A 14,062-nucleotide genomic window follows, 5' to 3' on the forward strand; every position below is an offset into this window, starting at 1 on the left:
ATTTTTGTAAAAGGATAAATTCAGATTTCTTTTTTAGGTCCTTAACCACCTATACTCAGCAATATGCGCCAAAATAACCACGAAAAAGTAAGTGATATCTTAGCCCAGGTAATGGACTTACCTCCCCATGAGGTGGAGCCTAAAGTACGGGAATTATGCGCAGGTGATGAAGCCCTGCGTAAAGAGGTATTATCGCTATTAAATTTCGTTGAGGAGCCTAAAACCAGCACCCAGAGTGCTAAAATCATCCAAAGGGTTGGTGCGGATACCCAATTCACCAAAAACAAAAAACACACCCTTTTAGAGCAATGGAGAAACCAGCTCTTACTCCCCAAAAGGGTACGTTTAATGGTGTTAATCTCCTGTTTGTTATTCATTTCTTTTTGCGGAAATCTTTTCAGGAGCGGTGTTAGGAAACAAATTGTAGACCAACAGCGGAAGGAGTTGAAATCCATCCTTACTGCCCATCATGAAATTTTGAGTTCCTGGGTAGAAAGTCGCCTGACAGAAATTGAAAGAGAAGTTAATGACAGTACTGAATTGCGAAATATCTCTGTTGATATTCTGGAGGCGGCCAATAACCTTCCCTTTCTGGATAGCCTATTCGCAGTAAAAGCGCATGATGATTTCAGTGCATTATTAAATAATCTAACGGAACGGAACAATACCTCTATTATTGCCTTGCTGGACCTGAGTGGGGCGATTGTGGCCTTTCATTCCAGTAATCCCAAAATTCCTTACGTACCTCAAAGTCAAGTCATAGGCACCTATATCGCCAAAGACTTAATGGGAATATTGGCCGATATTCGAGAAGGTAAAGCTGTTTTTCTACCTCCTTATCAGGAAGAAAAAAATACCATTATTTCCGATGGACCGACCAATACTTTCTGTTATTTCTGCGCTCCCATACGGGATGAAAACGGCCGTGTAATTGGAGGTATTGCGGTGGCGATGGATCCCGAGATTCAGTTTTCTAAATTGTTCAATATAGCCCTGGAAGGAAAAGGAGGAGAATCCTATGCTTTTGATGATCAGGGGCAATTGATATCCAAAACCATCACTGAGCTAGATAAGGTAGGACTGATAAAGTCCAAGAAAGATACCCTGGTCAAGAAAAACGTTCTGACGATGAGAGACCCGGAAAAGAAAAGTGATCTGGTCAAAATTGTACAAGCGGCATTAGAAGAAAAAGCGTCTTTTGGATCTGACTCTCTCACTTTCGGAGCCTTGATGGAGCCCTATGTCAATTATGCGGGAAAAGAGATGGTGGGGGCCTGGTATTGGCTTCCGGAATATGGCTTCGGTGTTGCCACTGAGGTGGAAGCTACGGAAGTTTTTGCTCCTATCCGATACATCCGAATTGTATATTTTCCGATGTTCATCGTCATCATTATCCTCTCCATTTTACTTTTTAATAGTAATGTGAATATTTCGCTTTTGAAGAAAAAGGTCAGCAAGGCCAATAAAATGGGGCATTATGTGATCAAGAAAAAAATTGGAGAAGGAGGATTTGGTGAAGTCTTTCTGGCAGAACATGCTTTTTTGAGAAGACCTACCGCGATTAAGGTCCTGAAAAAAGAGTTGATCCAGCCGGAGCACCTGCAAAGATTTGAGCGAGAGGTACAATTAGTGGCGCGCCTGTCTCATCCGAATACCATTCGTGTGTATGATTACAATTACACCAAGGATGGTCGCTTTTATTATGCCATGGAATATCTGGATGGTATCTCCCTTCAGGAGTTAGTGAATCAGCATGGGGAGCAACCGGTAGAGCGAATTTTACATATCCTTTATCAAATCTCCAAGTCATTAAAAGAAGCGCATCAGATGGGCTTGGTGCACCGGGATATCAAACCACAGAATATTATGCTTTGCAAGATTGGCGGTGAGCCTGATTTCGTAAAAGTACTGGATTTTGGTTTGGTGAAGGACATGCGCAATACCGAAGAAATCACGCAGCTGAATCAGGTAGCGGGAACCCCCTCTTATCTGGCCCCGGAAAGAATGACCAATCCGAAACTGGCGGATCACCGGGTCGATATTTACGCTTTGGGCGCCATCGGCTTTTTCCTGATGGGGAAAAAATTACTGATTGATATGCTTTCCCAGAGTAACCTGGGTGGCAAGCCCTTATCTCCGAGCATGATCAATTTAGAAGCTTACCAACTTCATGATCAACCACAGGCCTTTATTGATTTCCTATTCAGCTGTATGGCTTATGATATGGAAGACCGGCCAGCGAATATTGAGGAGGTTATTGATCAATTAGAAGCGTTTCGATTAAGCTATAGCTGGACAGAAGCCAAAAGAAAGGAGTGGTGGAAAAAGTACGATGCTTATGATCTTTAATCCGAATAAGGCATGCCTGAGCCGGATTATACATGCATAAACCTCCGTTTAGCTAAAGCGGAAAAAAGTGAAGGAATCATTCCCTATTTCGAGTTTTTTCCAAGGAGGCCGCTAAATAAAGAAAAAGCAGGCTAAACTCTATTTGAGCGATTAAAAAATCAGCAAAATCAGCCAATGCGCTGGCACACGCCCCCTAAGCGCGTCTTAATAAATTAGCGGTGAATATTTCGGGCTAGAAAAAAACAGGTATAAACAAAAAGGTAAGCTTCTGCTTACCTTTCTTTATTTCGAAGTATTATTGCTTCTCCTTTTTCATCAGTCTCATTCTTTGAAGCATCTTTTTCTCTTTCTTCCAGAAAAAATCAAATTGTCCAAAGATCCATCCGTAGACTAGGATTAAAATCTGATAAGAGGGGAATACAAAAACCAAATAAGTAATTACTTTCAACCACATTGGGGTGGTATCGTCATAACCCAATGCAAAGTAGAGTCCTTTTCTAAGCCAGACCACCGTGGAACCCGTCAGGGAAAAAACCAAAAGAATAATCAACACCTGCCAGGCGCTATCCAACTCCCATTTTTTCTCCATTTTGGCAATCCATCCCACTTTGGCAAGTTTACCTTGCTTATTAATATCTTCGGAAATCATGTTTTTTCGCTTCTACCTGATGATTATCAGTTCGCAATTTAAGAAAAATTGTCAATTCCAGTATATCCAATTACTATTTCCTGCTTAAAACAGGACTTAACGAACTAGAAAGCAACTCCTTACAACTTAATAGATCGTTTTATACTTGGTATGTCCTCTTCCTTTGTCTTTAATTGTTTTTTTCTTCCCATACGAGTTATAGGTCTTTTTTGCGCAGGAACTAAGTCCTGTTCCGAAAAGCACCATTAAAGCGCCGAACAGCACCGCCAAAAGATTTCTTCTGATTTTCATAATAAGATTTAATGTGGGTTTTTATCAAATAATACTTTCCATGGTTTTGGGTTCACAAAAACGTAAGTGAAATCACGGAAACGCATTTTTCTATTAATGAACATAAAAATCCATTATTCATCAATATCTAATAAAAAAATAAAAAAACCGGCCCAAACAGACCGGTTTTATTTCCCTTTGAAAAAAGGGAAGCATCACACACCATTAAATTCTTTAATTGAAAGGATAATCCCCCTTATCCAGACAATAATCAGCAATGGTTCTTCTGGCTACTTTCAAATTATGAGGCTGCACTTTTGTATAGCGCTTTAAGCCCATGAGCATCATTCTCATTTCGTCGCCTTCCGCAAAAGCATAAATGGCTTGCTTACCCGCCTTTGTGGCTTCATCTACTGCATAATGGGCATAGACCTTCACCATTTCAATATGCACTTTAGCCGCCTCTACTCCCTCAGATTCAATGATACGCTCCGTACGCAATACCGCCGATTCCAAAGCATAAACCTGAATCAGCATATCCGCCAGATTCATCAGAATTTCCTGCTCATCTTTTAGGGTGGCCATCAACTTCTGCACCGCTGCCCCGGCAATCATCAAGCCTGCCTTTTTCAGGTTTTTGATTAATTTATGCTCAGCGGCCAATACACGCTCGTCATCATCTCCACCGAAATCCGGAATAGAAGTGAGCTCTTTGGCCACCGCCATAGCCGGACTCATCAGATCCAGTTTACCTTTCAATGCTCTTTTCAGCAACATATCGATGGTCAACATGCGATTGATTTCATTGGTTCCCTCGAAAATTCGATTGATACGGGAATCACGATAAGCTCTTTCCATCGGCGCATCTGCAGAATAACCCATACCGCCATATACCTGAACGCCTTCATCGACTACAAAATCCAAAGTCTCGGAGCCGTGCACTTTCAACATGGCACATTCAATGGCAAATTCTTCTACTGCCTTTAATTTAGCTTCCCCTTCTTCCATTCCTCCGGCAACCAAAGCATCATAGGCGTCATCAATATTTTGTCCGGCACGATAGGTGGCGGCTTCCGAAGCATAAACCCGTGCCATCATTTCGCCCAGCTTGTGTTTTATCGCCCCGAATTCCGCAATGGATTTCCCGAATTGCTTACGCTCCTGGGAGTAATTCAAAGCATTTTTGATCACCCCTTTAGCGGCTCCCAAGGTAGCAGAAGCCAATTTGATACGACCAATATTCAGGATATTCAAAGCGATCTTGAAACCATTCTCCCGCTCTGAAAGCATATTTTCCACCGGCACCTTACAGTCGTTGAAGAAAATCTGACGGGTAGAAGAACCTTTAATCCCCATCTTTTTCTCTTCCTCATTCATGGTCACCCCACCAAAGCCTTTCTCCACGATGAAAGCCGTCAGGTTCTTATCGTCCTCTATTTTAGCAAATACAATGAAGACATCGGCAAAACCTCCATTGGTGATCCACATCTTCTGACCATTGATCAAATAATGTTTACCGTCCGGAGTAAGGTCCGCCTTGGTTTTACCGGAGTTGGCATCAGAACCGGAATCGGGCTCGGTCAAACAATAAGAAGCTTTCCATTCCCCGGTGGCCAATTTTGGCAGGTATTTGGCTTTCTGCTCCTCATTTCCATAATACAAAATCGGAAGGGTACCAATGCCCGTATGTGCCGACAAGGCTACTGCGAAGGAGTAACCTGCACCTACTTTCTCTGCGATCAACATGGAGGTGTTGAAGTCCATCCCAAAGCCACCATATTGTTCCGGAATGGAAGTTCCCAATAATCCCAACTCACCGGATTTATCTAATAAATTCGGCATCAACTTCGGATCTTTCATCGCATCAAGCTCCTCCACTTTAGGATATACTTCATGCTCCACGAAATCCGTACAAGTTTGCGCTATCATTTTTTGTTCTTCACTCCACTGCTCGGGCGTAAAAACATCTTGAGGGGAGGTTTCGGAAATCAGGAACTCGCCTCCTTTAATGGCTTTTTTTTCTTTGTTCAGGGTCTCCATAATAGGGTATAGTTTATTTTGTTGTTCGAAAGAGGGGGGAGGCGGACTGACAATCGCCTCCCTTCAAATATGTGTGAATTTGTCCTTGTCGGACTTATTTGAGTAGTTCGTAAACACCAGCTACACCCTGACCACCACCCACGCAGGCGGTTACCATTCCGTATTTCTGATTTCTACGACGCATTTCATTGAATAATTGAACCGATAGCTTCGCACCAGTACAACCCAGTGGGTGTCCCAGGGCAATTGCTCCTCCGTTCACATTGACGATTTCGGGATTCAACTCTGCACCTTTAATCACACCCAAAGCCTGAGCGGCAAAGGCCTCATTCAACTCGATTTGCTCGATGTCTGCCAATTGCAAACCTGCCAGCTTCAAGGCTTTTGGGATCGCCTCCACTGGCCCGATACCCATCAATTTGGGCGCTACTCCGGCCACGGAATAGCTCACCAAACGGGCTATTGGCTCAAGATTATATTCTTTCACCATGGCTTCTGACATCACCATGACAAAAGCGGCACCATCGGATGTTTGAGAGGAATTACCAGCGGTTACCTGCCCGCCCATAGCGAAAGCAGGACGTAATTTCCCCAAGGCTTCCATGGTTGAAGCTCGAGGTCCTTCATCCTGATCTACCACAAATGAACGGCTCTTGCGCTTCATTTTTTCATCGAGGTAAACCTCTTCAATCGAAATCGGTACGATCTCATCTTTGAACTTCTGTTGCTCCAAAGCGACCAAAGCCTTTTGATGAGAATTCAATGCGAACTGATCGGCATCTTCCCGGCTGATCTCATATTTCAAAGCCACCTGCTCCGCCGTCAAACCCATCGAGGTGTAATAATCCGGCGTCTCATTGGCTATGTTATAGTTCAAAGCCGTTTTGAAACCCATCATCGGCACCATCGACATGGACTCTGCTCCACCGGCAATGATACATTCCGCCTGCCCAGCATGGATTCTGGCACTCGCGATTGCAATCGCCTCCAAACCGGAACCACAATAACGGTTCACGATGAAACCCGGAGTTTCAATGCCCAATGCTAATAAAGAGATCATTCTCCCCATTTGCATGCCTTGCTCTGCTTCCGGAATGGCACAACCCACGATAAGATCATCCACTCTTTTGGTGTCAAAACCATCCACCTGATTCACCAGGTGTTTGATCACATCCGAGGCGATATCATCCGGACGGGTAAACCTGAAACCGCCCTTTTTCGCCTTTCCTACTGCCGATCGATAACCGGCAACGATATATGCATTCATGATTATTTCTTTTGCGTTTGGTAAAGGGATATTAGTTGCGTAACGGCTTACCACCGTTCAGAATAGCCTGGATTCTTTCCAAAGTCTTCTTCTCTCCGGTCAGGGACAGGAAGGCCTCTCTTTCCAAATCCAGTAGATATTGCTCGGTCACCATGGTAGGAGCAGACAAATCACCACCACACATCACATGGGCAATTTTATGAGCGATCTTCACATCATGATCCGAGATATAATTCCCCATTCTCATGCCATTCACTCCGGCGTAGAACATCGCCATTCCTCCACGTCCCTGTACTTTGAAAGTGCGCTGTGGCTTTTGGGTGTAGCCCTCTGCCGCCAACTTCAATACCGTCGCTTTGGCCTCCGTGATCTGACGATTCTTACTCAAGGTAATGCCATCGACCGGTCTCAGGATATTCATTCCTAATGCTTCGTGAGCGGAGGTAGCCACTTTAGCGGTTGCAATAGACATGAAAGCCTCCTGCAAGGCATTATATTCCACATCCCCTTCCACATAGCGATCCGCAGCTCTCAATGTCAATTCCTTGGTGCCACCACCAGCAGGAATCAAACCAACGCCCACTTCCACCAAACCGATATAGGTCTCGGCAGCCATTTGTACGCGATCCGCGTGTAACGTCAATTCGCAACCTCCACCCAGGGTTAAAGCATGTGGTGCTACTACTACCGGAACGGAAGAATAACGAGCGCGCATCATCGTTTTCTGGAAGGCTGCAATCATGAAGTCGATCTCATCGTATTCCTGCTCAATGGCATTCATGAAGATCAGGGCCAGATTTGCACCGGCGGAGAAGTTTTGCCCATTATTGGCAATGACCAATCCGGTATATTTTTCTTCGGCAAGGGTAATGGCTTTATTAATGGCCTCGATCACCTCACCGCCCATGGTATTCATTTTGGAATGGAATTCCAGGTTCAAAACGCCATCTCCAATATCAAAAATAGAAGCACCTGAATTTTTCCAAACCACCTTGCTCTCCCGAAGATTATCCAAAATGATGTAATCTTCTGTACCTGCAATGCCTTTGAAAGATTTGGTTGGAATATCATAGAAGGTCGTTGCTCCGGCTTCTGCTTTGAAGAAGGATTCATGTCCGGCTTCCAGCATTTCATAAACCCAAGCGGCAGGCTTGTATCCAGCGGCTTCCATTTTAGCTACCGTCTTGCGAACACCCACCAAATCCCAAGTCTTGAACGGACCAACTTCCCAACCGAAACCGGCGCAAAGGGCATCATCTATTTTGTAGAGCTCATCGGTGATTTCCGGAATACGATTGGATACATATTGAAACAAGCCAAAGAAGGAATCACGGTAAAACTCCCCGGCTTGATCTTTTCCGGAAAGCAATATTTTAAAGCGCTCCTTAACATCATCAATCGGCTTAGTCATTTCAAGGGTAGGGAAGGAAGCCTTTTGTTTAGGCTTGTATTCCATATCCTCCAGATCCAGCGTCAGGATGACCTTCTTACCATTCTCATCTTTGGTTTTCTTATAAAAGCCTTGCTTCGTTTTATCTCCCAGCCATTTTTTCTCGATCATTTCATTGATCACCGGTGGCAGGTTGAAAGTCTCCCGGCTTTCATCATTTTCCAAGGCCGCATAGAGGTTGTTGGCTACTTTCACCAGTGTATCCAAACCCACGACATCAGAGGTTCTGAAGGTGGCAGATTTCGGACGACCGATCACCGGACCAGTAAGTTTATCAATCTGATCGATATTCAGCCCTAGCTTCTGCATGGAATCCACCACTTTCAGAATGGCATAAATCCCCACTCTGTTGGCAATAAATGCAGGGGTATCCTTACAAAGCACAGTGGTTTTACCCAGATAAACATCTCCGTATTTCATGAAGAAGTCCACAATCTCCGGATCAGTATATGGCGTCGGGATGATCTCCAACAATTTCAAATACCTTGGCGGATTGAAGAAGTGCGTCCCGCAGAAATGCTTTTTAAAATCATCCGATCTGCCCTCCAACATTAAATGAATGGGGATACCGGAGGTATTGGAAGTGATCAAAGTACCCGGCTTACGGAACTGCTCCACCTGATCGAAAACCTTTCTCTTGATTTCCAGATTTTCCACCACCACTTCAATAATCCAATCCACCTCTTTGATTTTCGACATATCATCATCGAAATTCCCAAGGCTTACGCGTGATTGAAATGACTTATCGTAAAGGGAAGCGGGTTTAGCTTTTACGGCGGTTTGGAACATCTCCGTCACAATGCGATTACGCACCTGAGGGGATTCCATCGTCAGGCCTTTTTGCTGCTCCGCTTCGGAAAGTTCCCGAGGAACAATATCCAGCAAAAGCACCTCGACGCCAATGTTGGCCAAATGACAAGCAATGCGGGAGCCCATAATTCCTGAGCCCAGGATTGCTGCTTTTTTGATTGATCGGTTCATGGTGTGGTAAAAAATTTTGTTTTGGGTTTAGTTTAAGGGAATTTTATTTCAGGTCTGCGGACTGATAATCTGCCAACAGGTTAGTTTTCTTCTTTAAGCTTGCATCCACCACCTCGTTTACTTTTCCGGACACTCGGAAAAAAGTAGCTAGCTCTTCCTCACTTACTTTATCTCTTACCTCATGATTAAAGGCCTTCACCGTAGCGATGGAAACGCTTCTTTTCTTGCGGCCTTCTTCAGTCAGAAATATTAAAACTGACCTTTTATCATACTTGTCTCTTTCCCGGTAAATCAGACCCCGGTCTTCCATATTTTTAAGTAAGCGAGACAGTGACCGACTTTCCAAGCCCATTAAAGGGGCAATTTTGGTAGCGGGCATACCTTCGGTGGGGTGGATGTTCAGTAACACATAACCAATGGAGGTCGTTATCTCCTGGGAGGAAGCATATTTATTATACATCCGGGAGATGGCATGCCAGGTGGCTTTAAAAATATAATCTACAGTTTCTTCTTTCTTCATACTCACAGCGTCTTAACCTAATATAACGAAAATTTGTTCTGCATGCAGACTATTTTTGCAAAAAATTGATATTCAATAGCATTAATAAGAAACTAAAGACATGATAAAACCCTCAAAATCCGACTATTCTGTACTCAATAAGGAAACTGCGCCATAAAAAAAATAGACTTATTCTTATCTTACTTCAAAAAGGTCAGCAATCAACTCAAATAAAGTCTAAAATTTATAACAATAAACACCTTTTGATAATGTCATAATATGACGTAAATATTGAAGCCATAACACTTGCTTTTCTCAATAAAATCCTCAAATTTTAATTAAAACAACATAACCACTAAGTATTTAATGTATGGAATCAGGTAATCTAACTTTCACCATGATAAAGCCCGGAGCGGTAAGCAATGAGTATATCGGGCCTATCCTCAGCAAAATCACCGAAGCCGGTTTCCGTATTGCAGCCATGAAAATGATCAAACTCAGAACTGCACAAGCGGAGGTTTTTTACGGCATCCACCGCGACCGTCCCTTCTTTAAGTCATTGGTGGAATTCATGACCAGCGGCCCTATCGTGGTGGCGGTTTTGGAAAAAGAAAATGCAGTAGAGGCCTACCGGGCGCTGATAGGAAACACGAATCCGGAAGAGGCCAAATCCGGCACTATTCGTAAATTATTTGCAGAATCTGTCAGCAAAAATGCGGTTCATGGCTCTGATAGTGATGAAAATGCCCTCAATGAAGCCATGTTCTTTTTCTCCCGTTCTGAGATTTTCACAAAAGACGGAGAGGTTATGATGGCGGCGAATCAGATTGTCCCTCGATAGTTTGACCACACACTTTCCGGCATTTGTATTAATGATAAAAGTAAATATGCACCGGCCAATTTGGTCAGGTGCTTTTTTATTTCTCTTTTTTTGGCAATTTTTATGATTCAAAAGTTCTGTTTATCATGAATAACCTAAGCACCAAACTATTATACTTATTCGTTTTTGTATTTTTCATTGCATGTCAGGAAAAAGAGCAGCAAGGCGATAGAGAAGAAGCCATAGCAAAGGCGGAAAACTCAAAGGAAGAAAAAACATCAGGGGCGGTGGCCTTTGAGCAAGCTTTCGATTTAGGTAAGGTCAAAATGATGGTCCATATTCCCAATACCACCACGGATAACCTGATTACCATCAATCCAGAAGGCTTTGAAAATATGAAAGATCCCTTCACGACTAAGATAGAAGGTATTGTACGTGAGGGTTATCAGGCTGACTTAAACGGTGATGGCTTTCAGGAAATCTATCTGTTTGAATATTCCATCGGTTCAGGCACCTATGGAAAAGTTCATGCTTTTGCTTCCTTCGGCGATAAATCTTTCGGGCCAATTTACATGCCGGAAATGACGGAGGATCTTGCCCAAGGCTATATGGGCCATGATCGCTTTTACATTAAGGATGATTTGCTGGTACGGGAATTTCCCTTGTATAATGAGTCGGATACCAATGCCAAACCCACAGGGGGAAACCGTGTAATCAAATATTCACTGGAAAAAGGAGAGGCTGGTTTTATCCTGAAACCCAAAAAAGGCAGAGAGCAGATCAAGCTGGGATTTTGATTATCAAATTTCTAAATATACCAGGGGTTTACCCACATTGGCTTAATGTTTGCTAGTATACTCCAAAACAGAAATAGTAGAAATAAACGATACGAAAAGGGAAAGGTCATTGGCCTCTTCCCTTTTTTTATTTGAGCCAGACCTTTTTATCGGCTATTTCCAAATCCCCTTTTTGCTCCAATTTTTTGATGGTGCGAATGACTGTTTCAACCCGTAGTCCGGTCAGATCAGCGATTTGCTGACGCGTAAGAGAAACTTGATAAGGCCTGCAAGCCTGCGCCTGTTCCATCGAATACTCCATCAATCGCAGAATCCGCTGCGGTGCTGCGCCCACATTTTCGCTTTGCATAATGGCCTTATAGCGCAGGCGGTGGGATAAATTACGGGTAAATTTGAAATGCAAATCAGGCCGATGTTCCAGTATTTCCATCAATTTTTCGGAAGGCAATTTCCACAACCTGCCTTTTTCCAACATGAAAGCACCGGAAGGATAGGGGAAGTCCCCAAAAATTGCCGGCTCGCCAAAGCTTTCTCCTTTATGAAAGACCCCCTGGACAAATTCCCGTCCGTCTTCTGCAAAATGAGCCATTTTCACGGCACCACTTTCCACCTGATAGTAAAAAACAGGAGCTTCTCCTTCTGAAAAAATCTCCATTCCACGGGCTCCTTCCACTAATTGGGCACCATTTTCTCTAAGTATATTTTCAGGAATTAATTCCCTTATGACATCGGTCATATCATTGGCAATTTTGATTTGCGGAAAATTGTAGGGTCTTCAATAAACTAAATTACGATGAACAATATAAAGCATATTCACGAGGTTATCTTCCTGGTAGAACAAAACAACGGAAAATGGAATGCATCCGGCCTGGAAACGGCTATTGCTGAAAATTGGGGTGCTGATGTGCAGTTCATGGCTTGTTCGGGTGTTCCTTTCCCAAAAGAAGAAGCGTTGGAATTCCTAATGGGAAGAAATAAAGTGGTATTGGATGATAGCGGAAAAGTCAGGCTTCATCCTTCCATGCAGATTTGTAATGGGCATGAAAATTTTCAGGCCTGAAAATGAAAAAGGGAAATCTGAATTGAATCGGATCTCCCTTTTTTATTTTTTATTGGCTATTAACACATCCGGACATAGCTCCCGAGGAACTTAATCTTGTCCCGGTTCACCATCATTACCGCTTTGGCGGACTCATCTTCAATATGGCCTTCAAAATCAATGAAGAACCAGTATTTAAAGTTCTTTCCTTCTTTAGCCGGACGACTCTCGATTTTGGTCAGATTAATGCCCGCCTGATAAAAATCCTGCAGCATATTCACTAGGGCACCCGGATTATCTCCGATTTTGGCCAGAATAGTGGTTTTGTCCTTACCGGATTGCTTATTAACAATCTCTTTACCCAAAATCAGGAAGCGCGTGAAATTATCCTCTGAATCCTCCACGTTTTCATACAGAATTGGTAAAGCATATTCTCTGGCTGCCACATGCGAACAAAGGGCTGCTGCACCTTCTTCTTCCGCTGCCATTTTCACCGCTTTAGAAGTAGAGTTCACCGGAATCAGTTCCACTTGTCCTTCTTCGAAAAACTCTCCCAAAAAGCTTTTACATTGACGAAAGGCGATATCACGAGAGTAAATCTTCTTGATGCTTTTGACCGAATTCTCTTTCGTTCCGAAAGCAAAGTGAATCGGCATGGCCACCTCTGCCACAATATTGAGATCATGTTTTCCCAATAAGTCGATGGTGTCGGCCACGATTCCCTCCTGATTATTCTCAATAGGCACCACGCCAAAGCGTACTTTTCCGGTACTTACTGCATCAAAAACCTTGGAGATAGTCGTCAAGGGCAAATATTCTGACAATGCACCAAATCGGCTCTCAGCAGCCTGATGGGTAAAAGAATTCATCGGCCCCAAATAGGCGATGCGTTCCGGCAATTCCAGATTTCTGCTAATGGCAAAAATCTGATGAAAGACTGCCTCAATGGCCGATCGGTTAAAAGAACCTTTGCTCAATTTCGCTAATCGATCAATAATTGCTTTTTCACGCTCCGGACGATAGATCACCGTTTTATGGTGCGCTTTTAAATGTCCTACTTCTTTAACCACTTCCATCCGATCGTTCAACAATTGGAGCATTTGCTCGTCAATGTCATCGATCTTCTGTCTGAGTGCATCCAGATTTTCCATATTTTATTTATTTCAATTTTTCATTCTCTTCCTGAATCTCCACCCTTCCGGCTCCGGTAACTTTTTGCTTCAAAACCACTGGTTTTTGCAAGCATAAAATGCCGCCAATACCACTCACTTCAGCCTTTAACTCTTCCGCTACCCGGACAATAGCTCCGCCCATGCCCTTCACCTGTATCTCCGCCTGATCCATCAACAGGCCTGCTGCCCGTAAGCCCCCGGCGCCTAACAATTGCGCCTTTACTCTCCGGGCACGGCCCTCTAATTGCATGGTTCCGGCCCCTTCCATCTCCATATTCAAATAGAGGACATCCAGGGTCAAGCACAAGTCGCTCAGGCCACTTAAAACCACTTCCAAATGATCAAATATCAATGGCTGCGGGCTTTCCAGCTTTCCGTTCCCCATTAAATAGATACCATCCAATCGCTGGTAATCCAGGCAAAGCCGGGGCGTTATCAAAGGTTTAAAACCTGCTTCCAAAGCAATCAGAAGCGTGTCTCCCTTCCAGTCCATCACTATCGCCTTCAGGCACTCTTCATTTCCTTCAAAGAGGGCATAATTACGATTGGAGGGTTGAATCTCCACCTCAAAGTTTCCTTCCACTTTCAACTTCCTGAATGGAGGAACCTCCAGCTCAAAAGTTTCCAGTTGCAGGTTTTTGGGGCGTCGCGGTTCATGACAGGCCTGTAAAAACAGCACCAGCCATAAGCCGCCAAATATATTTAATTTCTTAAGTTTCCCTATCATCA

General features: G+C 43.6%; 13 protein-coding genes. 4 read left to right on the forward strand and 9 right to left on the reverse strand.

The window, feature by feature from the left end:
• Nucleotides 1-63: 63 nt before the first annotated feature.
• On the forward strand, nt 64-2,349 hold the full coding sequence (locus NG22_RS14295; RefSeq protein ID WP_053406347.1) for a serine/threonine protein kinase: 2,286 nt from the start codon (nt 64-66) through the stop codon (nt 2,347-2,349).
• Nucleotides 2,350-2,644: 295 nt separating this feature from the next.
• On the opposite strand, the gene NG22_RS14300 is transcribed toward NG22_RS14295, so the two are convergent.
• The 6 genes from NG22_RS14300 to NG22_RS14320 all read right to left on the reverse strand — a co-directional run bounded on the left by NG22_RS14300 (nt 2,645) and on the right by NG22_RS14320 (nt 9,526).
• Nucleotides 2,645-2,998, reverse strand: a complete 354-nt coding sequence (locus NG22_RS14300; RefSeq protein WP_053406348.1) for a DUF6787 family protein — start codon at nt 2,996-2,998, stop codon at nt 2,645-2,647.
• A 126-nt stretch (nt 2,999-3,124) separates the two neighbouring features.
• Nucleotides 3,125-3,289: a hypothetical protein gene (locus NG22_RS17855; protein ID WP_157601115.1), complete on the reverse strand. Its 165-nt coding sequence runs from the start codon at nt 3,287-3,289 to the stop codon at nt 3,125-3,127.
• Nucleotides 3,290-3,502: 213 nt separating this feature from the next.
• Nucleotides 3,503-5,308, reverse strand: a complete 1,806-nt coding sequence (locus NG22_RS14305) for an acyl-CoA dehydrogenase family protein (RefSeq protein ID WP_053406349.1) — start codon at nt 5,306-5,308, stop codon at nt 3,503-3,505.
• A gap of 94 nt (nt 5,309-5,402) precedes the next feature.
• A complete protein-coding gene (locus NG22_RS14310; protein ID WP_053406350.1) occupies nt 5,403-6,575 on the reverse strand; it encodes an acetyl-CoA C-acyltransferase in 1,173 nt (390 codons plus the stop codon).
• A gap of 31 nt (nt 6,576-6,606) precedes the next feature.
• Entirely contained in the window at nt 6,607-9,006 is a 2,400-nt protein-coding gene (locus NG22_RS14315) for a 3-hydroxyacyl-CoA dehydrogenase/enoyl-CoA hydratase family protein (RefSeq protein WP_053406351.1), read from the reverse strand.
• Between the two features lie 43 nt (nt 9,007-9,049).
• Nucleotides 9,050-9,526, reverse strand: coding sequence for a MarR family winged helix-turn-helix transcriptional regulator (locus NG22_RS14320; RefSeq protein ID WP_053406352.1), 477 nt, complete (start codon nt 9,524-9,526; stop codon nt 9,050-9,052).
• A 349-nt stretch (nt 9,527-9,875) separates the two neighbouring features.
• Here NG22_RS14320 and ndk point away from each other — a divergent pair, with 349 nt between their 5' ends.
• Together ndk and NG22_RS14330 are read left to right on the forward strand one after the other, a co-directional pair.
• Complete coding sequence (gene ndk, locus NG22_RS14325) at nt 9,876-10,346, forward strand: nucleoside-diphosphate kinase (RefSeq protein ID WP_053406353.1); 471 nt, start codon at nt 9,876-9,878, stop codon at nt 10,344-10,346.
• A 125-nt stretch (nt 10,347-10,471) separates the two neighbouring features.
• Nucleotides 10,472-11,122 carry a hypothetical protein gene (locus tag NG22_RS14330; RefSeq protein ID WP_157601116.1) on the forward strand — a complete coding sequence of 217 codons (651 nt, stop codon included), beginning with the start codon at nt 10,472-10,474 and terminating at the stop codon, nt 11,120-11,122.
• A gap of 127 nt (nt 11,123-11,249) precedes the next feature.
• Here NG22_RS14330 and NG22_RS14335 read toward each other — a convergent pair whose 3' ends face one another.
• Nucleotides 11,250-11,858: a Crp/Fnr family transcriptional regulator gene (locus NG22_RS14335; protein WP_053406355.1), complete on the reverse strand. Its 609-nt coding sequence runs from the start codon at nt 11,856-11,858 to the stop codon at nt 11,250-11,252.
• A 57-nt stretch (nt 11,859-11,915) separates the two neighbouring features.
• Here NG22_RS14335 and NG22_RS14340 point away from each other — a divergent pair, with 57 nt between their 5' ends.
• Nucleotides 11,916-12,182, forward strand: coding sequence for a DUF2492 family protein (locus tag NG22_RS14340; protein WP_053406356.1), 267 nt, complete (start codon nt 11,916-11,918; stop codon nt 12,180-12,182).
• 59 nt (nt 12,183-12,241) lie between these two features.
• Here NG22_RS14340 and pheA read toward each other — a convergent pair whose 3' ends face one another.
• Both pheA and NG22_RS14350 read right to left on the reverse strand, forming a co-directional pair.
• A complete protein-coding gene (gene pheA, locus NG22_RS14345; RefSeq protein ID WP_053406357.1) occupies nt 12,242-13,312 on the reverse strand; it encodes a prephenate dehydratase in 1,071 nt (356 codons plus the stop codon).
• A gap of 7 nt (nt 13,313-13,319) precedes the next feature.
• Entirely contained in the window at nt 13,320-14,060 is a 741-nt protein-coding gene (locus NG22_RS14350) for a DUF2807 domain-containing protein (protein ID WP_053406358.1), read from the reverse strand.
• Between the last annotated feature and the right edge of the window lie 2 nt (nt 14,061-14,062).

Source organism: Persicobacter sp. CCB-QB2 (genome assembly GCF_001274635.1).
Classification (GTDB): domain Bacteria; phylum Bacteroidota; class Bacteroidia; order Cytophagales; family Cyclobacteriaceae; genus Persicobacter; species Persicobacter diffluens.